19 protein-coding genes are annotated in these 21,528 nt (G+C 47.6%); 2 read left to right on the forward strand and 17 right to left on the reverse strand.

Annotated features, from left to right (window positions below; genetic code table 11):
* Positions 1–50: 50 nt before the first annotated feature.
* From B9N89_RS18585 to B9N89_RS18600, 4 genes are all read right to left on the reverse strand, one after another.
* A complete protein-coding gene (locus B9N89_RS18585; protein WP_132319642.1) occupies positions 51–893 on the reverse strand; it encodes a hypothetical protein in 843 nt (280 codons plus the stop codon).
* A gap of 151 nt (positions 894–1,044) precedes the next feature.
* The gene (locus tag B9N89_RS18590; RefSeq protein WP_132319644.1) at positions 1,045–3,828 is read right to left on the reverse strand and encodes an alpha-amylase family glycosyl hydrolase; all 2,784 of its coding nucleotides are present in this window, start codon (positions 3,826–3,828) and stop codon (positions 1,045–1,047) included.
* Between the two features lie 335 nt (positions 3,829–4,163).
* Positions 4,164–5,234, reverse strand: coding sequence for a tRNA-queuosine alpha-mannosyltransferase domain-containing protein (locus B9N89_RS18595; protein ID WP_132319646.1), 1,071 nt, complete (start codon positions 5,232–5,234; stop codon positions 4,164–4,166).
* 57 nt (positions 5,235–5,291) lie between these two features.
* Complete coding sequence (locus tag B9N89_RS18600; protein ID WP_132319648.1) at positions 5,292–5,639, reverse strand: hypothetical protein; 348 nt, start codon at positions 5,637–5,639, stop codon at positions 5,292–5,294.
* 355 nt (positions 5,640–5,994) lie between these two features.
* On the opposite strand from B9N89_RS18600, the gene B9N89_RS18605 reads away from it, so the two are divergent.
* Together B9N89_RS18605 and B9N89_RS18610 are read left to right on the forward strand one after the other, a co-directional pair.
* Positions 5,995–6,591 carry an adenine nucleotide alpha hydrolase family protein gene (locus B9N89_RS18605; protein WP_132319650.1) on the forward strand — a complete coding sequence of 199 codons (597 nt, stop codon included), beginning with the start codon at positions 5,995–5,997 and terminating at the stop codon, positions 6,589–6,591.
* Positions 6,533–6,847, forward strand: a complete 315-nt coding sequence (locus tag B9N89_RS18610) for a hypothetical protein (protein ID WP_132319652.1) — start codon at positions 6,533–6,535, stop codon at positions 6,845–6,847. Before B9N89_RS18605 ends, B9N89_RS18610 begins: the two co-directional genes overlap by 59 nt.
* Here B9N89_RS18610 and B9N89_RS18615 read toward each other — a convergent pair.
* The 13 genes from B9N89_RS18615 to B9N89_RS18675 form a co-directional block, all read right to left on the reverse strand.
* Positions 6,844–7,437 carry a 3-isopropylmalate dehydratase small subunit gene (locus B9N89_RS18615; protein ID WP_132319654.1) on the reverse strand — a complete coding sequence of 198 codons (594 nt, stop codon included), beginning with the start codon at positions 7,435–7,437 and terminating at the stop codon, positions 6,844–6,846. The genes B9N89_RS18610 and B9N89_RS18615 overlap by 4 nt on opposite strands.
* Positions 7,434–8,816 carry a 3-isopropylmalate dehydratase large subunit gene (gene leuC / locus B9N89_RS18620; protein WP_132319656.1) on the reverse strand — a complete coding sequence of 461 codons (1,383 nt, stop codon included), beginning with the start codon at positions 8,814–8,816 and terminating at the stop codon, positions 7,434–7,436. The genes B9N89_RS18615 and leuC overlap by 4 nt, the downstream gene beginning before the upstream one ends.
* A complete protein-coding gene (gene leuB, locus B9N89_RS18625) occupies positions 8,797–9,930 on the reverse strand; it encodes a 3-isopropylmalate dehydrogenase (protein WP_132319658.1) in 1,134 nt (377 codons plus the stop codon). The genes leuC and leuB overlap by 20 nt, the downstream gene beginning before the upstream one ends.
* 29 nt (positions 9,931–9,959) lie before the next feature.
* A complete protein-coding gene (gene leuA, locus B9N89_RS18630) occupies positions 9,960–11,531 on the reverse strand; it encodes a 2-isopropylmalate synthase (protein ID WP_132319660.1) in 1,572 nt (523 codons plus the stop codon).
* 27 nt (positions 11,532–11,558) lie between these two features.
* A complete protein-coding gene (gene ilvC / locus B9N89_RS18635; RefSeq protein ID WP_132319662.1) occupies positions 11,559–12,584 on the reverse strand; it encodes a ketol-acid reductoisomerase in 1,026 nt (341 codons plus the stop codon).
* Positions 12,581–13,147, reverse strand: coding sequence for an acetolactate synthase small subunit (gene ilvN, locus B9N89_RS18640; protein ID WP_132319664.1), 567 nt, complete (start codon positions 13,145–13,147; stop codon positions 12,581–12,583). The genes ilvC and ilvN overlap by 4 nt, the downstream gene beginning before the upstream one ends.
* A complete protein-coding gene (ilvB, locus tag B9N89_RS18645) occupies positions 13,147–14,871 on the reverse strand; it encodes a biosynthetic-type acetolactate synthase large subunit (RefSeq protein WP_132319666.1) in 1,725 nt (574 codons plus the stop codon). The genes ilvN and ilvB overlap by 1 nt, the downstream gene beginning before the upstream one ends.
* Positions 14,872–15,289: 418 nt before the next feature.
* Positions 15,290–16,456: a molybdopterin-synthase adenylyltransferase MoeB gene (gene moeB / locus B9N89_RS18650; protein WP_132319668.1), complete on the reverse strand. Its 1,167-nt coding sequence runs from the start codon at positions 16,454–16,456 to the stop codon at positions 15,290–15,292.
* 493 nt (positions 16,457–16,949) lie between these two features.
* Positions 16,950–17,744: an acetylglutamate kinase gene (argB, locus tag B9N89_RS18655; protein WP_132319670.1), complete on the reverse strand. Its 795-nt coding sequence runs from the start codon at positions 17,742–17,744 to the stop codon at positions 16,950–16,952.
* A complete protein-coding gene (locus B9N89_RS18660) occupies positions 17,741–18,703 on the reverse strand; it encodes an N-acetylornithine carbamoyltransferase (protein WP_132319672.1) in 963 nt (320 codons plus the stop codon). The genes argB and B9N89_RS18660 overlap by 4 nt, the downstream gene beginning before the upstream one ends.
* A gap of 10 nt (positions 18,704–18,713) precedes the next feature.
* On the reverse strand, positions 18,714–19,853 hold the full coding sequence (locus B9N89_RS18665) for an aspartate aminotransferase family protein (RefSeq protein ID WP_132319674.1): 1,140 nt from the start codon (positions 19,851–19,853) through the stop codon (positions 18,714–18,716).
* A 13-nt stretch (positions 19,854–19,866) separates the two neighbouring features.
* Positions 19,867–20,829 (reverse strand): N-acetyl-gamma-glutamyl-phosphate reductase, encoded by a 963-nt coding sequence (gene argC, locus B9N89_RS18670; protein ID WP_132319676.1) that lies wholly within the window; start codon positions 20,827–20,829, stop codon positions 19,867–19,869.
* Positions 20,823–21,434: a GNAT family N-acetyltransferase gene (locus B9N89_RS18675; protein ID WP_132319678.1), complete on the reverse strand. Its 612-nt coding sequence runs from the start codon at positions 21,432–21,434 to the stop codon at positions 20,823–20,825. The genes argC and B9N89_RS18675 overlap by 7 nt, the downstream gene beginning before the upstream one ends.
* Between the last annotated feature and the right edge of the window lie 94 nt (positions 21,435–21,528).

A 21,528-nucleotide genomic window follows, 5' to 3' on the forward strand; every position in this document is an offset into this window, starting at 1 on the left:
GCTATCACGATCTTGCCGCTACCACAAGCTGGGAACTTATCTAATAGACGTTAAAGAGCTATTGGATAATCTAGCTCAACGCGGAAAGCCTCATCCTGGCGAGCATAGCCATTCCAGTTAACGAGGTCTTGATTGTATGTACGCTCGAAGCCAATAACCTTGGTCTTAGCTGTCATTGCAATCCGACCATCAAGCGCATTAAGTTGATTCCAGCCGTAGGCATCGAAGTAAATCTTATCGAAGTTCACTTGATCGAGGGCCAAGCTAAACTGGTTGCGGAAGGTGTCATTGATGAGAGTGACCTCTCCGTATGCCTTAACTTCTGCTATAAGAATGTCGAGACCGGTGGCAGCAAAAACCTTAGACTCAACATAAGGCGTTGCATCGAGGTCGATCGCGCCCACAGAAAGAGTTGCGTTATAATTTAACCCACCCTCACCAACTAGGCCGTAATCCACTGCCACAGGAACCGGGCCTACCATAAAGGTTTGGCTATCATCTAGCTCTAGCGGAAACGCTAAACGATCACCGATGCTAATTGATGTTTGCTCAGTGTAACGAAAATCATCTACCACATAACCAAGAACAGTTACATCGCCTTCTAGAATAATTGCGCGACGGTTTTGTAATGTGGCACTCGCCTTAGCTTCCACTAGATCTGCGCTGATGCCATAAAGGGTTCCCGTAGAGCCTGCTTTAGCTTCCGCCATGATAGACGTGCAGGATCGCTCAAGATAAAGATCTGCGTAAAATAGAATCTCGCTGTTTTCTCCTCCCTGTTTGACTTCAAACGGCCAGAAGTCGCTTGCTTTTTCACAAGGTCGTGCCATTGACCCTACCGATAACATCAATCCTACGCTCGCACAGATGCCTGTGACAAGAGTGTTCGCCATGACCAACTCCTCAAAGAATAGTAGAAATTTGCAACAGCATAGGAGAAGAAAATCCAGAGCGCAAGAATTCGATATGTAAATTTCGTGAAAATAAAGTGAAGGGCTGGGAAAGAAAAAGGCCCTTGGGAAAGGGCCAGATGATTCATTACATTTATAGTCGGCTGATTTTGAAAAAGCTCAAATCAAGCTTGCTGTTCTTTAAATGCTCTTTGGGAATATGGATCAGCTCAAAGCGATAGGTTCCCTTTTGATTTTCGTCGAGGAGAAGCTTCAGGTTGCCACTACCACCTGATTTTTGCAGACCTTCTTCCGAGCTAATCGGTGCACCGAAGTTCGCTTGGGCTGTCCATGACTTGTCAGCAAACTTATACTCCATCAAGCCTGAGCTAAGTTCTACGCTGGTTGCATAGGTGAAGTTGCCCAAGTACTCTAATGGGGTTGTGGCTTGCCAGGCATTCATTCCACCGCGAACGTAGAGTGTTTCTTGGCCGAAAGGTGCTTTAGCCTTGGGAGAATATGGTAGGGTGGCCGGATTCTTGGAGCTGTCGGAAAATGGTTTATCACTGATCTCGTGTTGATTGTTCACATAAATATGGGCCACGATATCGGTGTCGCTGGCCTTTAGCTTGTTGATCACGTCATTCTTAAAGTCAATATAGATTGGCTGATCGAATGTACTCAAACCCTTCTCTCGGCTTGAGAACAAGAGCATGGCTCCTGCTACACCATTGGGCCATGAGAATCGATAGCTACCATTGTCGCCAACTTTCTGGCTAAAGGAACTAAGGCCATTGCTCAGGACATGAAACGCTTCGCTACGCTTATTACCATTTTCGTAGTGAACGAAAACAGTGGGGGTGCGGCCGTCAACAGTTGTTTCCCGTTCCAAGGTAAACGAAGAGCCACCTTCCGGTGTGATCTCAGCACGGAGACGTATCTTGCTACCTGCTGGAATGTCTTTTGAATCGATATAGGCTCGGTAAGGGCGATTGTGATCCACGATCAGCGGCGTTTCTGCATTTGTCTTGAGGTTTACCATGGAAAATTTAACTGTATGATAGCCATTCCCTGGAATTTGAACTTCAAATGGAAACAGACCGGATACTCGTGCATCCTCTTCGGGAAGCGAGACCTTGGCTTTGTTTTTGTTGCTCAATCGGGCTGATTCTTTAGGAGCCTTCACAATGGTGAAGTCTTGCGGAGCAATAATGATATTCTTGCCCTGAATCTTACCTTGGAAGACATCGCTAATCTTCTGGCGAGACCATTTCAAGCGAGCAGGCTTTGCCCCTAGGTTAAACGCAACCAGATACTCGTCATCCAATTCTGGAAGGGTTCGGATGAAGGCAAATACCCCATCTTGATCGCTAGCAAGGTTGTGCTGCTCGCCGTTGCGGAGCACAGGGTGGCTCTTGTAGATTTCCGAAAACTTGGCGATGTCTCGGTAAAGAGGGTGCTTAGGATCAAAGTTTTCATCCTTAGTAGTTTTCTTAGTTCCGAGAAGTTTGTTGTCATTGTAATCATCCACTTGGCTCGGGAACATATTTTCCCGTGCATCTTTGTCACCACCATCACCGGTAAAGCCTTGCTCGTCACCATAGTAAATGACAGGAACACCGCGAGCAAAGAACATGAAGCTGTGGGCCAAGCGCACTTGTCTTAGTGGGTCCAGTTTGAATTTGCCTTTATTCTTGGCTTCAAGAATAAAGTGCCCCAGACGCCCGATATCGTGATTCGATATGAAAGTTAACATGTGGTTGGGGTGGCTGCTGATCCGATGGAGGTCGTCGGCATTGAAGATATTCGCAAACTTGTCTAGGTTTTGTTGATCTGCAAAGATGTCTTTGGCTGAGCCCTGGAAGGCAAAATCTAGAACCGAATCAAGGCGCCCATCACGAGTATACTTGGAAAGTATCTTTGGTTCGGCAGAAAACACCTCGCCAAACATAAAAAAGTGTGGAATCCCTTGTTCCTTAGCATAATCACGAATCGCCGGTACGAATTGCTGCCAAAATTCAATATTCACGTGCTTGACTGTATCGATTCGGAAACCGTCGATCTTATACTTGCGAATCCACTCCTTATAAATGTCGATCATACCTTCCACAACCCGGGGATGCTCGGTAAATAGATCGTCAAGCCCGAAAAAGTCGCCGTAGAGCGAGTTTTCTCCGGAGAATGTGGAGTTACCGCGGTTGTGATAATAGATCACATCGTTGAGCCAAGCAGGTTTTTTGATTTCGCCGGGCTCATCGCGGACATATGGTGAGTATGCAAAGTTTGGATCTGTTAACTTTGCGAAGTTTTCCTTTGATAAGTCACCGTCTACAAAGCCTTGGTTTAGGGTCTTGCCGCGCTTATTGGTGACATAAGGATAGTCAGCGCGACTACGATAGGGGCAATCGCCACAACCGTGATAGCTGATGATATCCGCAGTGTGATTAGTGATCACATCGATAAAAACTTTCATGCCTCGTTTATGAGCTTCGTCCACCAGTTGCTTGAAGTCCTCTTCGGTACCCAGATGAGGGTCAACGGTTGTGAAATCAGTAATCCAATAACCATGATATCCGGCAGATGAGCCTCCAATGCTACCGTCTCCTTGCACTGGCTGGTTCTTTTGGATTGGGGATAACCACAGAGACGTCACTCCTAAGCCTTGGATGTAGTCCAAGCGCTTGATGATGCCTTTGAAGTCACCACCATGATAGAAGCCTTTGTCTGTGGGAAGGTATCCATGGCGCATGATATCGCGAAGGGAGTCTTGATCATTGTACGGTTTCCGATCAAAGCCCTTGTCATTCTGACGATCGCCGTTTTCAAAGCGATCGGTCATGATAAAATAGAAAACCTCGTCCGTGATGGGCCGATTCAGGGGGGTTCCCTGGGCGAACAAGGGTATTAAAAACAATAATGACATCCATAACAACTTCATTTGAGACTGCCTCCTCTTAAATTAGTATCTGCAACTTATCTTAAAATACCGCGAACCTTCAATCACTATGCCCGGCTCATCAAGGGTTTCCTTGAAATCCTTATGAAAAAAACACTGCACTAGGGCATCAGACTCGTAAAATTCCGACATATTTTATGTGCAGATAAGGCGTAGTTATTAAGGTAGCAAAACCTACGATACTTCGTTTGCCTAAAAAAGACTCGTCACTCTACGATTTGTATTATCTCCTCGCATTTTTTAACCAGGCCTTGTCTCAGAGGTTTTGCCCTCCTCAATAGTGGGTGTAGTTAGGGGTAGTTTCTTGGGTCTGGAACCTACGAAGGAATGAAAGATTGTAGCCATGTTTTGTAGCGAGGGAGGAGTGTGGCAGCCAATATATCGTTGAGACCAGGCGCTGCCGGTACCATTTGCTGCAGGTTTTGCAAAGTTGCGACTGCATTGCTGGCCGATTGAACCCGATCTGACGTGACAGGATAGGTAAATTGCGGACTAAAAAATTCGGGATAGGCGAGAGCTCTTGGTAGAATGGGCAGGCAGCCTCGCAAGCAAGCTTCTAAAACCGCCAAACCTTGAAAATCGTGGTGCGCAGTGGATAAGATATAGCTTGCTGAATCTAAAATAGCTTCATATTCTCGCCTATCCTCAATAAAGCCCCAGTTACAGATGGAGTTTGCAAACTCATGACGGATTTTGTTGAAAGCTGGTGGGATCTGGCGAAACTGCTGGCCAATGATGGAGAATCGGAGATCCGGCTGAGCATCAAGGGCAAGTTTAATAAATTCATACAGTCGTTCAGGGCCTTTATCGTGCTCCCAGCGATGGTTCCAAACTACATGCAACGGATCCTTTGCAATGGAGTTGTCTGGGCAGGGAGAGGCAAGCGGAACGGGAATGACCCAAGATTTCTTCTTAAGTTGATAAGGAATGTCTTTAGGGCAAAAATCGGGCATAGAGCCCAGTAGGTTGGTGACACCCTGTAAGAAAGTATCTCGGTTGTAGCTCGAATTAAATGCTAGGCCATCAGCAGCCAAGGCACTATAGATACTTGTAATTTGAATGTCCAAAAGCCCCTTTTGATTTTGGGAAGGGTAGGCAAACTGATTCTCATGAAAATAGAGTAAGCAGGGTTTATTGCTTAGTTCCCCAAAAATCCCTTTCATGCTAGCGAGATCTACCATAGAGGTAGCGAGAATCAAATCATAGCGAGAGATGTCGATGTCTTTATTCAAAAAAGAAAGCGGGTTGCCTCGCGCACGCCACGCATAATAGCGAGGAGGTAGGGAACTAAGGGTCCAATCCCATGGGATTTTTTCAATTTGCTGATACCAGTAGTCATGGCTGGTGGCATGATAGGCGGATAATACAAGGATTTTCGGAGTGTTCATCAGGGTCTCCTAAAAGTGCAAAAGTACCCTAATGAAAATAGGAAGCTCTCGCAAGGCTCAGGAGCTAGGCTTCTCCTTGATCCCCATATTTTGCAAAACCCCAGTGGCGGCTTTGCCGTAGAGGCCGAAAATCTTGGAAACAATGCGCCGTGAATTCTGATATTCCATAGGCTGTTCGAGCAACTCTAAAACATGGGGCTTGAAAGTCTCCTGCTCAAGTTGTTTGCGAAGATGCTCTAAGCTTGATTCTGCCAGGATATCGTTCATCCTAAACTGGGTGAGCAACTGGCTGCGACTACATGAAAAATTTCCCGATTCGATCTTATTGATAAGATCGGTAATCCCATTGCGATTCAGAGGAATGGGATAGCTCCGTTTTGAACCGCCTTGTTTGTTGTCGCTCATAATGGGTACCTCTTTTTGTTGCTCCCGAGAATCCTACCTCGGATTGAAAGAGTTTCATCTTGAGTCTAGCTACTTTGTCCACTAATTCTCATAGTTTTAAAAGCTAAGAATTCTGACCTCACAATAGTCGGAAAAAATAGAACTTCTCGTGGGACCTACTCCCTTATAATATGTAATAATTAAGTATATTAATATTAAATATGCGAATATTTTGCTAATTGGTACCAAGATGTTGGAATCTGGCCGCTTGGTCAATTTTCTTGTGGTCGCCGAGTTGACAATCGATACAGATATTCTATCTTGAAAAGAGAAGATCATGGTCCAGCAAGGGATTGCGAGAAAAAAGGGGGTAAATATGCCTATGTGGAAGTCGTCTGAGCTATTTGAACCACGTTGGCTAGAGGGGCAAGTCTTAGGCTTAAACGAAATATTTTCATCGGATAAGCCAGAGCAAATCCTTGACTGGGCTCGCGAAAATTTCGCTCCATCGCTCTACTATGAGTGTCGCTTTAGCAGCAAGGATGCTGTGATGATCCACCTTTGTGAAATCATAAATTTCAAACCCAAACTATTCACCTTTGCTGAGAACAAGCAAGGCCAAGTGAATGAACTTTCCCAGCGCGGTTTTAAAATCGATTTGATCTCTAGAAAGAGACGAGCAGGTCAGGACGATGATCGAGAGTTTGCCAAGTTGAGGCAAGATGTGCTTTCGGAAGCCAGCGGATGGTTATGCGGGAGTCGGACACAGAGTGCTAAGTCGCCGGAGATTCTATCGATCGATGGTGTTCATGGTGGAATACTAAAAATCGATCCCACTGCTCACTGGAGTGCGCAAGGCATTCGGGACTATTGCCAAGAACATAGGCTTCCCCATTGGCCCGAAGCAGGCTCTTATGGCGAGCAGTCTCCTGGCTCCCGCAGCTCGTCGTCTCTACTTCGTCGCTCGTCGTGAGCGAGCAGGTCTCTTTGCGCGTACTGGGATAGAACGCATTACCGGCTTGTTAAGATTTGCTAACGTAGCCAAACTTGCAATACCCCAGGCACCTAAGATTGGAGTGGTTAGAGTTGGTTCTGCACTCATGATCAGTGCAGAGCCTATCAGTGCCGCTATTAGTAACAAAGTCATCATCCAGCCCCTCATGCGAAAATTGCGTCTCGTTTACTCTATGGAATTCTACATGAGAAACCGGTGTGAATCGATGATCTAGCGGTTGCAGCTAGGGATGGGTAGTTCTGTTTTGCAGTGAATCTGCTCAGCTAGATCAGCGTTTTTCATCAGGTTTTCGAGAGGGTCATAAGTGCCCGCGAGCAAGTCATCCTGGAATCTTTGCGTCAAAAATACTGCTTTTGATCTTCCGCCCCAGCTCACTTGCAGAGATTCTAAGCAAATCTCAAGGTGTCTAGGAAAAACACACTGCTTCAGCTCATTATGAACCTCTGGGCTCAAGGTTAAACATGGGATTCCTAGCTGCTGACAGTTAGTTTGGAATATCGGCCCAAAGGAAAGCGCAAGAATCGCCTCAATACCATACTTCTTTAAGGCCTGTGGAGCGTGTTCTCGGCTAGAGCCACAGCCAAAATTTTCATCAGCAACGATAATGCTAGGCTTTGGCCTGTGATTTAATGGGTGAGAGCGTTCCGTTCCAGGGCTGCTAAACCGTTGATCAAAAAAAAGCTGGTCACCAAGGTGATCGAAGGTGATCTGCTTCAAAAATCGAGCTGGAATAATCTGATCAGTATCGATATCTGAACCTGGCAGATGACAACTAAGACCTCGGACTGATGTGATAGCATTCATATTTTAAAAACCTCCCTTGGGTCGGAAACTTTTCCAGTCACAGCAGCCGCAGCCACAGCCAAAGGGCTCATGAGCAGGGTGCGGCCTTCGGGAGATCCCTGGCGGCCTTTGAAATTACGATTTGAACTTGAGGCGCAGATCTCGTTGCCAAGCAGACGATCGGGGTTCATAGCGAGGCACATGGAACAGCCGGGCTGTCGCCACTCAAAGCCCGCATCGCGAAAAATATCCGCAATCCCGCTCTCTTCAGCTCGCCTAGCAACTTCTGAAGAGCCGGGAACTGCTAGGGCTCTCTTGATCGAGCTTGCCACCTTGTGACCCTTAATAGCTTGGCTGACAAGTAGAAAGTCTTCGAATCGGCCGTTGGTACAGCTGCCAATAAAGGCAACATCCACTGGAGTTCCTGCGATGGGTTGATTGTCTTGCCAGCCCATGTAACTCTTTGCGTCGCCGAGAGAGATGCTATTTGGTATGCGACCCTTAAAGCTGACAGACTGATCCGGGGATGTTCCCCAGGTTAGCATTGGCTCAATCCGATTGCCGTCAACTGTAATACGATCATCGTAATGGGCGTCGCTGTCGCTTGCGTAGCTGAGCCAGCGTTCTTGGAGCGCTTCTATAGAGTCGATTGGTGTGAAAGCCCTTCCAGCAAGGTATCTTAGGGTAACCAAATCAGGGTTTACGTATCCGCAACGAGCGCCGCCTTCGATCGACATATTGCAAAGAGTCATTCGCTCAGTCATTGTCATCTTGGTAATTGCAGAGCCTCCATATTCATAGGCGAAGCCAACGCCTCCTTTTGCTCCCAACCGACCAATGATGTGAAGGATTAGATCCTTGGCCGTAACCCCGGCTCTAAGCCGACCTGTGACCTCAATCCGGCGAACCTTGAGCTTCGGCATAAGCAAAGTCTGGCTCGCAAGAACGTCTCGCACCTGGCTAGTGCCGATGCCAAAGGCAATGGCACCAAAAGCGCCATGAGTAGATGTGTGACTGTCTCCACAGGCCACTGTCATACCTGGGCGAATGAGCCCCTGTTCCGGAGCCATTACATGAACAATGCCTTGCTCTGGGCTGCCGATAGGAAAGTAGCGAATCTGGTGCTCGTCAACGTTGCTTTCCAAAGCTTGAAGCATAGCTTCTGCTTCGGGGTCCTGGAAGGGGCGACTCACATTATCGGTCGGGATAATATGATCTACGGTGGCAATAGTTCGTTCTGGGTAACGAACGGGAAGCCCACGATCCCGCAACATGCTGAAAGCTTGGGGGCTCGTGACCTCATGGATTAGGTGAGTATCAATAAATATTTGATCGAGTTGCCCTTCTCCTGATTGCACAAGGTGTTCTTGCCAAACTTTCTCATAGAGTGTTTGCCCCATGGTGGACCTCCTTTGCCCATACATTACGGAGATAGCTTAAAATATGCTCTCCCACTTGCTCTGTTGTTGCATAGCTCTCACTTTTCGAAACGAGGTCTTTTGTGTAGACACCATCCCGAAGTGTTTTTTGGATAGCGTTTCGAATCCCATCGGCGATGTCTCGGCGTTCAAACGAGTATTGAAACATCATGGCTAAGGACAAAACTTGGGCAATGGGATTGGCAATACCAAGGCCAGCAATGTCTGGAGCTGATCCCCCCGCTGGTTCGTAGAGGCCAAACTTAGAACTGTTGATTGAAGCAGAGGGTAGAAGACCTAGAGAGCCGGTTAGCATCGCACATTGATCGCTAACAATATCTCCGAACAGATTCGGGCAAAGTAGAACATCGAAGTCCTGGGGACGCTTCATCAATTGCATCACTGCATTGTCCACGTAAAGGTGCTCCACTTCGACTCCCGAGTAGTCCCTAGAAACTTCTTCAACCACCTCGCGCCATAGGATCATGCTCATGAGAACATTGGCTTTATCTATAGAAGTGACCTTGCCGCGGCGGATATTGGCAAAGTCAAAGGCTAGGCGTGCAATGCGTTCAATCTCCTTACGACTATAGACCATCGTATCGAGGCCGTATTCGTCAGGGCCATGGCCCTGACGAAGGCTAGGCTTGCCAAAGTAGACGCCGCCAGTCAACTCGCGAACCGTGAGGATGTCAAAGCCCTTGCTAGCGATTGCTGGGTGTAGTGGAGAGAAGCTTGCCAGCTCGGGAAAAAGTGGACTTGGTCTCAGATTACAAAATAAATCGAATGTTTTGCGCAGGGGCAAAAGAGACCCTCGTTCAGGTTGCTGGCCCGATGGCAAGTGGCTCCATTTGGGTCCACCGACGCTGCCAAACAATATCGCATCAGATTGTTTGCAGAGTGCAAGAGTTTCTTCTGGGAGTGGTTTACCCAACTGATCGATGGCATCCCCACCAACCGCAGCAACCTGATAGTTGATGGTGAGGTCCCAGAATTCAGTGACTAGATCGAGGATCTTCAAAGCGATGACCATGACCTCGGGGCCAATGCCATCACCAGGGAGCACCGCAATATTAAACTTGTCTTTTACTCTCATAGATCATTCCTCAGGTGAAAAACTCGGTCTTAGGCACTCGGCTCAGCAGATCGTGCCGTGTCCCCGGTGGCCGCCTTTCGCGATACATGACTTACATGCTGTGCTTTCATGCAAGTATTGAGGGCATCGAGATAGGCCTGGGCTGAACCCTCGACAATATCTGTGGAGTAAGACAGGCCATGGAAGCGTCGACCATCAAAACTAGTCACAATATTGACCTGACCTAAAGCGTCTCGACCTGCACCCTGAGAGTGAATATGATAGTCTTCAAGCTTCATCTTAATTCCTGAAATGCTATCAATAGCATGAAATACTGCCTCCACAGGGCCATTGCCCGTTGCAGCAGAAATATATTCTTTACCGTTCAACTGAAGACAAACTGTTGCTGATGGTTTGCTTCCGGAACCAGAGATCACATTGAGCTGCTCCAATTCGTAGCCAACTCCTCGATGATCGGGTAAAAATATCAATGCTTCCAGATCGTAATCGTAAATGCTGCCCTTTTTATCAGCGAGCACCAAGAAGCGTTCGTAGATATCGTCTAGGTGATAATCTTGTCCATCTTGATACCCAAGTTCAGATAGGCGATGACGAATCACATGACGACCGCTGCGTGATGTGAGGTGAAGGTGGGAACTTGGGATCCCAATGGACTCTGGTGCAAGAATCTCATAGGTATTCTTGGATTTTAATACACCGTCTTGGTGGATTCCTGAAGAATGAGAAAAGGCGTTGTCCCCGACGATGGCCTTGTTGGGCTGAACCATCACATTGCAGCGCTGGCGAATGATTTTAGAAGCGTAGTAGATTTCTTCGGTCTTCACATTTGTTCTGAAGGGAAGTTGATCTTGCCTGGTCTTCAAAATCGCAACAATTTCTTCCAGCGCACAATTTCCCGCTCGCTCTCCAAGACCGTTAATGGTTCCTTCGATCTGACGAGCGCCTTGTTCCACCGCAGCGATGGAATTAGCCACCGACATTCCTAAATCATCGTGGCAATGGACAGAAAGCACCGCTCGATCGATGTTAGGCACCTGATTGCGAATATCCGCAATGATGCCTCCGAATTCCGATGGTATAGTGTAGCCAACCGTATCGGGAATATTGATGGTTGTCGCTCCCGCATTGATGGCTGCTTCAATAATGGTAAAGAGATGCTCCCTGGGGGTGCGACCAGCATCTTCACACGAGAACTCGATATCATCAGTGTAGCGTGCAGCTCGCTTGATACTCGCGCAAGCCATATCGACAACAGACTGGAAGTCTTTGCGAAGCTTCTTTTCAACATGGATCGGAGAGGTCGCTATAAATGTATGAATCCGACCTCGCTCAGCACGCTGAATCGCCTCGCCAGCGACGTCGATATCCTTGTCCAAGGCCCTTGCTAAGGCACACACCCCAGCACCTTTTACAGCGCTAGCTATGGCAGACACGGCCTGAAAATCCCCTGGAGAAGAGACTGGAAAGCCAGCTTCGATATAGTCAACGCCGAGGCGTTCCAGGGCACGGGCAATATGGAGCTTTGCCTCCGTATTCAGACTCGCTTTGAGAGACTGCTCTCCATCCCTGAGGGTTGTATCGAAGATGACAATCTGTTCCATGACTCTCTCCTTTAAACTTAGTCAGCGTTAATTGCGGCTTCTGTCAACAAGCTTTCCCTCTGAGGGGAATGTGATCTTGTCACGTAGCTCTTGACCAATTTTCTCAATGGGGTGCTCGGCTTCGTTGCGACGGGTTTGAAGGAAGTTCTTGCTTCCCCCACGATATTCCGCGAGCCACTTATCAGCGAATACACCAGACTGAATTTCTTGAAGGACATCTTTCATTCGATCCTTAACTGAATCGTCGATGATTCGCGGACCGCTGGTGTAATCTCCATACTCGGCAGTATTAGAGATCGAGTAGCGCATGTTAGCAATGCCGCCCTCGAACAGAAGGTCGGTAATGAGCTTGATCTCATGCAGACATTCGAAGTAGGCCATCTCGGGCTTGTAACCAGCTTCCACAAGGGTTTCGTAGCCAGCTTTAATCAATGACGTGAGGCCACCACAGAGCACAGCTTGTTCACCGAATAAGTCGGTTTCAGTCTCATCTTTAAAGCTGGTTTCGATGATGCCTGCTCGGCTAGAGCCTATAGCCTTGCCATAGGATAGAGCCAATTCCTTAGCTTGACCTGAGGCATCTTGAGCAATTGCAATCAAACCGGGAACTCCAGAACCTCGAACAAACTCTCGCCGGACCGTATGTCCAGGGCCTTTAGGGGCAACCATAAAGACGTCGACTGACTCCGGTGGAACGATCTTTTTGAAGTGGATATTGAATCCATGGGCGAAAGCCAGACTGTTGCCACTGCTGAGGTGTGGTTCAACCGCAGCATGATAGAGATCAGCCATGGACTCATCCGGTACCAGCATCATAACAATGTCGGCCCAGCTTGCGGCTTCATCCACCGCAGCAACTTTAAGCCCAGCTTGCTCCGCCTTCTCTCGTGATGGGCTTTCAGGAGAGCGAACTCCAACCATCACATCAACACCACTGTCCTTCAGGTTAAGAGCATGGGCGTGACCTTGACTGCCGTAGCCGATCACAGCCACTTTCTTACTCTTTACTAAATCTAGGTTGGCATCGTCATCGTAGAATAAAGCTAGACTCATCCTCGTTCTCCTCCTGCTTTTTGGGTATCGATGGGCTCTAGAGTGATTTTCTCTAGCTTCCCATAGTGTTGAATCATCTCTAAAAATGTAATGTCGTGACTTTTTTGTGCCGAACCCTGGATGATCAGGGACTCGTCGTCAAAGTCAATAATATGTAAGTTTGAATCTTCAATGATTCGTAAGACTACGGGCTTGCTCTGAGAGGAGCAGAAAACTTGATAAAACGTGAGGGCGTTCTCTGACCCAAGAAGCGGTGACTCAGGGGTCTGCAGGTGGACATGGATCACATCGATAATCTTCCTGGTTTGCTTCATAATATCATCAAGTAATTCCTCATGACCTTCGGTTGTGATCGTGATTCTGGAATACTGCCGATCTAAGGTATGAGTCACCGTGAGAGATTCAATGTTGTAGCCACGTCGTGAGAAAACAAGAGCAATACGACCTAAAACACCGGGCTTATTGGCAACCAAGAGGTTCATCGTGAACTGCTGTAGATCCGCAAGTACCGATTTGGTGATGATGTTATATTGCTTACGCTCAAAAAAACTCTGCTTTTCCATTAGGTACTCCCTGTCGGCCGCTCCATGGGAGCTCTCGGTTTCTGAAGAATAATTTTATCAGCTGGTTGCCCGGCAGGAATCATTGGAAATACATTGGATTCTTTTTCTACACGAGCATGAATGATGATTGGTCCGGTACGATCGCCTTTTATCTCTTCCAGCGATCGATATAGAGATTCCGGAGAGTCAACGTAGAATCCACGAATGCCATAAGCTGCCCCTAGAGCAACAAAGTCTGGGTTTCCCTCCAAGTCTATGCCGCTGTACCTTTCATCGAAGAACAGCTCTTGCCACTGGCGCACCATTCCTAGGCATTGGTTATCAATGATCAGAATACGAACTGGGAGCTTGTGAATGGCAGCAGTCGCGAGCTCAGATTGGGTCATTTGAAAACCTCCGTCACCCACGATAGCTAAAACCTCTCGATTGGGATGAGCAAACTGCGCTCCAAGTGCTGCTGGAAAGCCGAAGCCCATGGTGCCAGCTCCACCGGATGATAGCCAACAGTGAGGGTGGTTCGATAGGCAAAATTGAGCAGCCCACATCTGATGCTGGCCGACATCAGTCGTGATAATGGCATTTTCGTCCATCGTCTTATAAACGCGATCGATGGCAAAAGCAGCTGTGAAAGGCTTTCCCTCGCCTGAATCCAAAGGATGCCGCTCGCGATAAGTGGCAAGCTCAGCCAGCCAAGGCTGGGTATCTTGGGGTGATTCTATGTGAGGTATGAGATCTTGCAAGGTGGTCTTGGCATCGCCGCATATGTGAGCGTCCGTACTCACCAATTTACCAATCTCTGAAGCATCAACATCGATATGAAGGATTTTGGCCTGGGGGCAAAACTTTTTACTGTCTCCGTTGATTCGGTCATCAAATCGGCTTCCAATGGAAAGGATAAGGTCACATCGGGTCAGCGCGTAATTCGCATAGGCTGTGCCATGCATACCAAGCATGCCAAGAGACTGAGGATGGCTTTCAGGAAAGACTCCCTTGCCAAGAAGAGTGTTGGTCACTGGAGCTTTCATGGTTGCTGCCAAGTGGCGAACCTCTTGCCAAGCACCACTAATCTGTGCACCGTGCCCCACTAGAATGAGTGGTCGATGAGATGCTTCTAGGAGCTCTGCCATCAATCTGAGCTGTCGCTGTTGATGCTTGAGCTGACCACTATAGTCTAGTTTGTAGCCAGGCAGTTGCGGTGCAGGATTGAATTCGTATGGCACAATTTGCCCAGAGATGTCTTTAGGAATATCAATGACGACGGGTCCAGGGCGACCAGTGTTAGCAATATAGAGAGCTTCGTGGACAGATCGCACAAGGTCGGCACCGTCAAGTATCAAGTAGCTGTGCTTCACCAGAGGCATGGTTACGCCGAAGACGTCCGCTTCTTGAAAGGCATCTTTTCCCAAGTTCTCTTTTAGAGTTTGTCCGGTGATCACTAGCAGTGGCACGGAATCCATTTTGGCTGTTACCAAGCCTGTAACTGTGTTGAGAGCACCGGGGCCGCTCGTAACAAGTACGACTCCTGTTTTCCCTGATGCTCGCGCATAACCATCGGCCATGTGAATGGCGCCTTGCTCATGCCGGGCGAGTATGAATTGGATTTTTGAATCCACGAGTGCATCAAAAATATTGATGGCTGCTCCACCAGGGTGTCCAAAGATAAACTCAACATTTTTTTCTTCCAGCACTTTAACCAGTGCTTGGGCTCCAGTAAGCGACGCCATAGCAAGCCTCTTCTATATAAAGTTTCTTTGCAGAGCACGAACCTGCAAGACTCCTCTCAAAATTAGAAGTCGATTTCCATTTTTTATGTCTTTTGACAAGACGGCTTTAGTTTTGACTCTTGTATCGAAGACTCATCACGCAAGAGTCAAGAGCGTAGGGTTACTACTTTCAGGTATATAGAGAATAGGTGACCATTTCAAATTTTTTATGGAAGAATTTATAACAAATACGCGAGCCAGCTTAAGATCCAGCAGGAATGTAGGATTCTGAAATAGTGTCGCGAGAAACTTGGTAAGCGGTGAAGTGAAAAAAGGGAGTGAATTATCAAATTTGCTAAAGATTTCTGCTTTCATTTGAATGTCCTTGTGCTTCTCTCACATCACATGCGAGAGAAGCGAAGTCGAGTGCTGTTGAGCACTATTGAGTTCGACAAAACTCCTGGTAATCCATATAACCAGGGAATTCCTTGTGTGGGTCGCAGTACCGACAATCCGGATCACGATGGAGGCGCAATTCTCGGAACTGAGTGTCCAAACCGTTAAATAGGAGAAGCCTTCCAACTAAAGGTTGGCCAATCTCAAGAATCAATTTCAATGCTTCCAGGGCTTGAAGCAACCCAATCACCCCAGGCAATGCTCCGATGACTCCCGCTTCAGCACAGGATGGGGCTTGCTCTGGAGGGGGAGGCTCGGGAAAAAGGCAGCGATAGCATGGGCTTTCGACTCCTTCTTGGCGAGGTCGGAACACGCTTACTTGACCCTCGAATCGGAAGATCGAGCCGTGCACCTGGGGAAGCCCGAGTTTGATACAGGCGTCATTAATTAAGTAGCGAGTGGCAAAATTATCACTGCCATCCACAATGATGTCATATCCGGAAAAAATTTCTTCCACATTGTTGGAACTTAAACGAAGCTGATATTCATTGACACTTGTCTCTGGGTTCAAGTTTTGGATCGCGGATTTCGCTGACGTGGTCTTAGCCTCCCCGACACTTCGATCTTGGTGGATGATCTGTCGCTGAAGATTGCTACGATCCACTCGGTCGTCGTCGACTAGGCCGATCGTTCCGACTCCAGCTGCGGCGAGATAGAGCGCAATTGGGCTTCCTAGGCCACCAGCTCCCACCAGTAGAACCTTACTTTCCTTGAGCCTTAGCTGCCCTTCTTCGCCAATTTCCGGGAGCAGCAGGTGGCGGCTGTAGCGTTCTTTTTCAGCGATGCTTAAAGTTTTTACCTGCTCGAAGGGAAAGCCAGAGGTTTTCCAGCCGTTGAAGCCACCAGCGATAGACTTGACGTTTTGATAGCCAAGGTCTTTTAAAGATTTGGCAGCCATCAATGATCGCGTCCCACCAGCGCAATATACTAAAACAGTCTGACCCTTGTCAGGAACCTGTTTCTCTATGCGTAGTTCTAAGAAGCCACGGCCGAGACGCAAGGCGTTAGCGATGATGCCAGATGAATACTCATCAAGTTCTCTGACATCGATCAATGCAGCGGAGCCCTTACTTAGTATGTCTGCAGCTTGCTGAACGCTCACTTCTTCGATCTCTTGCCTTAAGGTTTCTAAATAGTTCTGCACTGTCATGATTATTGACCTCTATATTCTCATCCCTGGATTTGCCGCTTCATGGCGGGCTTTCGTTGGCGCAACGAGACGCAACGAAGACTTCATCGTTACTAGCAAATCCTGACGCTTTGGTCACGATAAGCCCCGGAGAGAGCCACGAAATGAATCACATAGGCCAATATGACTATGTAAGGTCTTTGGCTTTCTGCGCTAGGAAATGAGATTTTTTTCTTGAAGTTTTGATGGGTTCAGCCGAAGACGAACCCTAAATAATGCTGAGGACAGCCAGGACGGAAATCAGGACAGAAGCAGGTCTTGTGGATGTGTTGAACTTGGCTTTACCTGGTTTTTGGGGTGTCGTGAACTGATTCATCGAATGCCTCTTGATTACATAGATGCCAGTTGATGTTCCTTGGCTATGGCTTAGGTCTATACTAATTCTTGAGCTTTGAAAAGCCTATACTTAGCAACAAATAAATTTTTAAACAGACCTCACCCCAGGGATGGGGATCTAAAGCACGATCTCAGTTCCGCAAGCCATCGTTGGATCTGTCAGATCTCTAGACTTCTGCCAATGACCAATGGCGACTCGCACCGCGCCACTGCGTTTAGCGACAAAGCAGTTATCCAACTTGGGCAGCATGCCGTCACTCACAACTCCAGTTTGGTGGAGGGTCTTGGCTAGGTCTTGGTCAATTCTAGGGATAAGGCTTGCAGCGTCACGGGGATCTTCCATGACCCCAGCAAGGTTTGTCATGTAAAGCAGGGTTACCTTATAGCCTAACTGGCACATAGCACTTGCAACGGCTGACGCAATGGTATCGCCGTTGGTATTTAGTATTTGTCCGGTTTCATCGCAGCTCAATGGAGCTAGTACTGGAGTCAGCCCTCCTTGGAGCAGATGATTGAGAAATTCGTGATTGACTCCCGTAACATCGCCGACGAAACCAAAATCAATGGGCTCGTTTGGTCGGCGCTTCGCTTTTACAAGAAAGTTGTCGGCTCCACACAAGCCAATGGCTGGGATGAGGCGTCTATTAAGTTGTGCTGCAATAGTTTTATTGATTTTTCCAGCATAAACCATGGTCACAACATCGATGGTTTTCTGGCAAGTAACTCGCCGACCATCGATCATATTCACGGGGATTCCAAGAAGCTCTGCGAGCTGACTAGCCATGACTCCACCCCCATGAACCAAGATCTTAGGGCCTTCAATAGCTGCGAATTGGTCCAGAAATGCCTCAAACTTAGCCTGATCTTCAATAACTTTACCACCAACCTTAACGATGGTGAGCGGCTTGCTCATGAGCCTACTCCTTGTTGGGTTTCTAGGATGTTTTTTAAAACAGCTTGGGCTGCAAAAATACGGTTGTGAGCCTGCTGAATGACTACGGATTGATTGCTATCCAAAACATCGTCAGCGGCTACGAGATTGCGTCTGATTGGAAGGCAATGCATGAACTTAGCTTGATTTGTACGCTTCATCTTATCAAGAGTGATCATCCAATCACGATGATTGCCGATGATCTTGCCATAGCTTGTGTAGCTAGACCAATTTTTACAATAGATAAAGTCGGCGTTTTCAAAGGCTTGATCCTGATTGTAGCAAACGGGGGCCAGGCTTGAAAACTCGCCAGCCAGCTCATAGCCCTTTGGGTGGGTGATGGTTAGATCGCAGTCAAAAGCTGTGGCCCACTCGACAAATGAGTTGGCAACGGCTTGTGGGAGTGGTTTCGCATGGGGTGCCCAAGAGAGAACAACTTTCGGTTTAGGGTTGGTGCCTCGACACTCCTCGATTGTCATCATGTCGGCTAAGGACTGCAAGGGGTGTCGCGTGCATGACTCAAGGCTGATAACGGGGCGACCGCTATATTCAATAAATTGCCCAATCAACTCATCTCGATAGTCTTCACTAGCATCCTGAAGCCCCGGGAAGCATCGAATTCCGACGATATCACAGTATTGACCCATGACTTGTGCTGCTTCCTTCACATGTTCGCTCGCTCCTTGGTCCATGACCATTCCATTCCCCAGTTCCAGGTTCCACCCGTCTTGGCTGAGGTTCATCACCATGGTATTCAACCCTAACTGCGCCGCAGCTTTTTGGGTTGAAAGTCGCGTTCGAAGGCTCGGGTTTAGAAATAGAAGGCCCAAAGTCTTGCGTTTGCCTAGACTTTCATAGGCCCATGGTTGGGCTTTTAGCTGAAGGGCTTGCTGAACTAGATCCTTGGGCTGGCAGCTTTGAACTGATAAAAAATGCTTCATCTCTCGATTCTCACTCGGCTTGTTTGATTGAATCCTCGAGTGCTTCAAGAAAGTGTCCGCACTGAGTTTTATTGATTGTAAGAGGTGGCAAAAGGCGAATCGTCTCCGGAGACTTAGCACTTCCACAGAGAATATGGTGATTTTCAAGTAGGTAGCTTCGTAGGCTAGCTGTTGCATTGCGATCGAAGTCAATTCCGATCATAAGCCCATGGCCGCGAACCTCTTTTACCTGGGGTATTTGCTGGAGCTCCTTTTTCAAGAACTCTCCTAGCTCCCAACTATTTGCCATCAGGTCGTGGTCTCCGATGTATTCGGCGACCGATTGAGCCGCTCGACAGGCTACGGGGTTGCCGCCGAAGGTACTGCCTAGGTCGCCTTTTTTTAGAGTAATTTCTGGTTTGATAAACGTAGCCCCAACAGGAAAACCATTGCCCATTCCTTTTGCACACGTGAAGATGTCAGGCTCAATTCCAGCATGTTGGAACGCTAAGAACTTACCGGAGCGGCCAAAGCCGGATTGGACCTCGTCTAAAATAAGAACTGCTCCTGTATCGTGGCACTTTTTTTGTAGCCACTGCAAGAACTCGGGGTTGGGGCAGTGGATGCCACCAATTCCTTGGATACCTTCGATGATTACAGCAGCAACCTGTTCGTTGATAGCTTCGTCCGCTTGTTCGAAGTTATTTAAATCAACAAAACTTACGGGTACATCCTGATTCAAGCTGGATAGCAGCTTGGGGTTGTCGGTGCATTGAACGGCCAGGGATGTTCGACCATGGAAGCCATTGCGGAATGCTACGATTTTCCTTCGATTGTTGGTAAAGGCTGCCGCTTTTAAGGCGTTTTCATTTGCCTCTGCTCCGGAATTGGAAAAGAAAACTTGATAATCAGACTCCAAGCAACTCACTTCTTGGAAGGCACGTAGTGCTTCGCTCTGCTGATCGAGATGGACTGCATTGGAGTAATAACTAAGAGCGTTCATTTGCTCTTGAAGTTTCTCCGTGAAAAAAGGGTTTTGATGGCCGATAGAGATAACCCCATGACCACTATAAAAATCGAGAATTTGCCGATCTTTATCAGTCCAAAGATAGCAATCTTTGGCTCTGCGAATGGTTATAGGGTATTTATGGTAGACGTCGGCGAGCTGCATATGAAATCCTTTGTTAGTGAGTTGAAGGTTTCAAGGTTAAGCCAGACATTTCGTTAAAGCCGTTCATGAGATTCATATTTTGAATGGCTTGCCCAGAGGCACCTTTTATCAAGTTGTCAATAACAGAGACGATATGAATTTGATCTCCATGCTTTCGAATGCTTAAGAAGCAGAAATTGGTATTGACCACTTGCTTGAGGTCTGGCTCATCATCAACCACATGGACAAACGGATGGGGCTCATAGTAGCTATGAAAAACTTCAGATAATTCGGATTGGGAGATATCGGAAGTTAAGGTGACCGACGCAAGAATCCCCCGGGTAAACGGCCCCCGTACCGGCACAAAATGAATGGGCGGGCAAGTGTCTCCCTGAGCAATTTGGAGTGTCTGCTCGATCTCGGTCAAGTGCTGATGCTGGAATGACTTGTAGACGCTTACATTATTTTGTCGCCAGCTAAAGTGGCTCGTGGGGCTAGGCTTTTGACCTGCACCGGTGGAGCCTGTTATGGCTGTAATGGTTGGTGATGAACTCAGGGACTTGTGAGCTGCCAATGGGAGTAGGGCTAGCTGAATGGCTGTTGCAAAACAGCCCGGATTAGCAATTCGCTGGGCTTTGGAAACGGATTCGCGAAAGGCTTCAGGCAAACCATATTGGAAATTATGCCCCCCTTGTAAGCGAAAGTCGTGACTCAAGTCGATCACTTGGAGAGTGGAGGGTATCTGGTGCTCGCTCATAAATGCCTTGCCTTGGCCGTGGCCAGCACAGACAAAAACTAAATCAATATCTGTAAGTGAGCCCTGTTTTACAAAGTCTTTGTTCAGGTACGGGGCGAGGTTACGGTGAACTTTGCTGATTGCACCTGTTTGACTTTGGCTTTGGGCGAATACTATTTGGACCTGTGGGTGTTGGCAAAGAAGGTGAAGCATCTCTCCACCTGTATATCCGGCTGCTCCAATCACGCCTACTTTTAACATTTGCTTGGCTCCTCTTCTCTACGAACTTCAATGGTCGGGTGGTCTTCCAAGGTCATCTTTTTTTCTTTTTTTTCAGGGTCGAATAACATCGCAGTGCAAAAACAATTCTTGCGATCTTTGGCCCGTAAAGTTGCGTAATTCACGCAGCTGCGACAACCAGCCCAGAACTCCTCATCGTCCGTGAGGTTTTCATAGGTCACCGGACGATAACCTAAATCAGAATTGATACTCATCACCGCTATGCTTGTGGTTAAGCCAAAGAGCTTGGCACTAGGAAAGCGACGACGAGACTCAGTGAATGCGAAGTGTTTCAGGCGGCTAGCCAAGCCGAATCGCCTATATTCTGGGAAAATAATTAAGCCTGAGTTGGCGATGTAGCGGCCATGACTCCAAGACTCGATATAGCAGAAACCTGCTATCTGCAATGTCTCTGAGTCTAAGGCAACAAAGGCATCGCCCTTGGACATCTTTTCACGAATGTAATCGACGGATCGTCGGGCAATACCAGTGCCCCGAGCTTTGGCGCTCTCTTCCATCTCCCTACATATCTGTGGTGCGAACTCAGATTCATCAGGCCCTGAGGCCTTGATTACAAACTTTTTCATATGCAATTTCCATGAATGAAAAAATGTGACCTGCATAATATGCTTATAATATGCATAAACAAGCCATTAATACGTATAGTATCAGCATTATGCA

The sequence above is a fragment of the Pseudobacteriovorax antillogorgiicola genome, from assembly GCF_900177345.1.
Classification (GTDB): domain Bacteria; phylum Bdellovibrionota_B; class Oligoflexia; order Oligoflexales; family Oligoflexaceae; genus Pseudobacteriovorax; species Pseudobacteriovorax antillogorgiicola.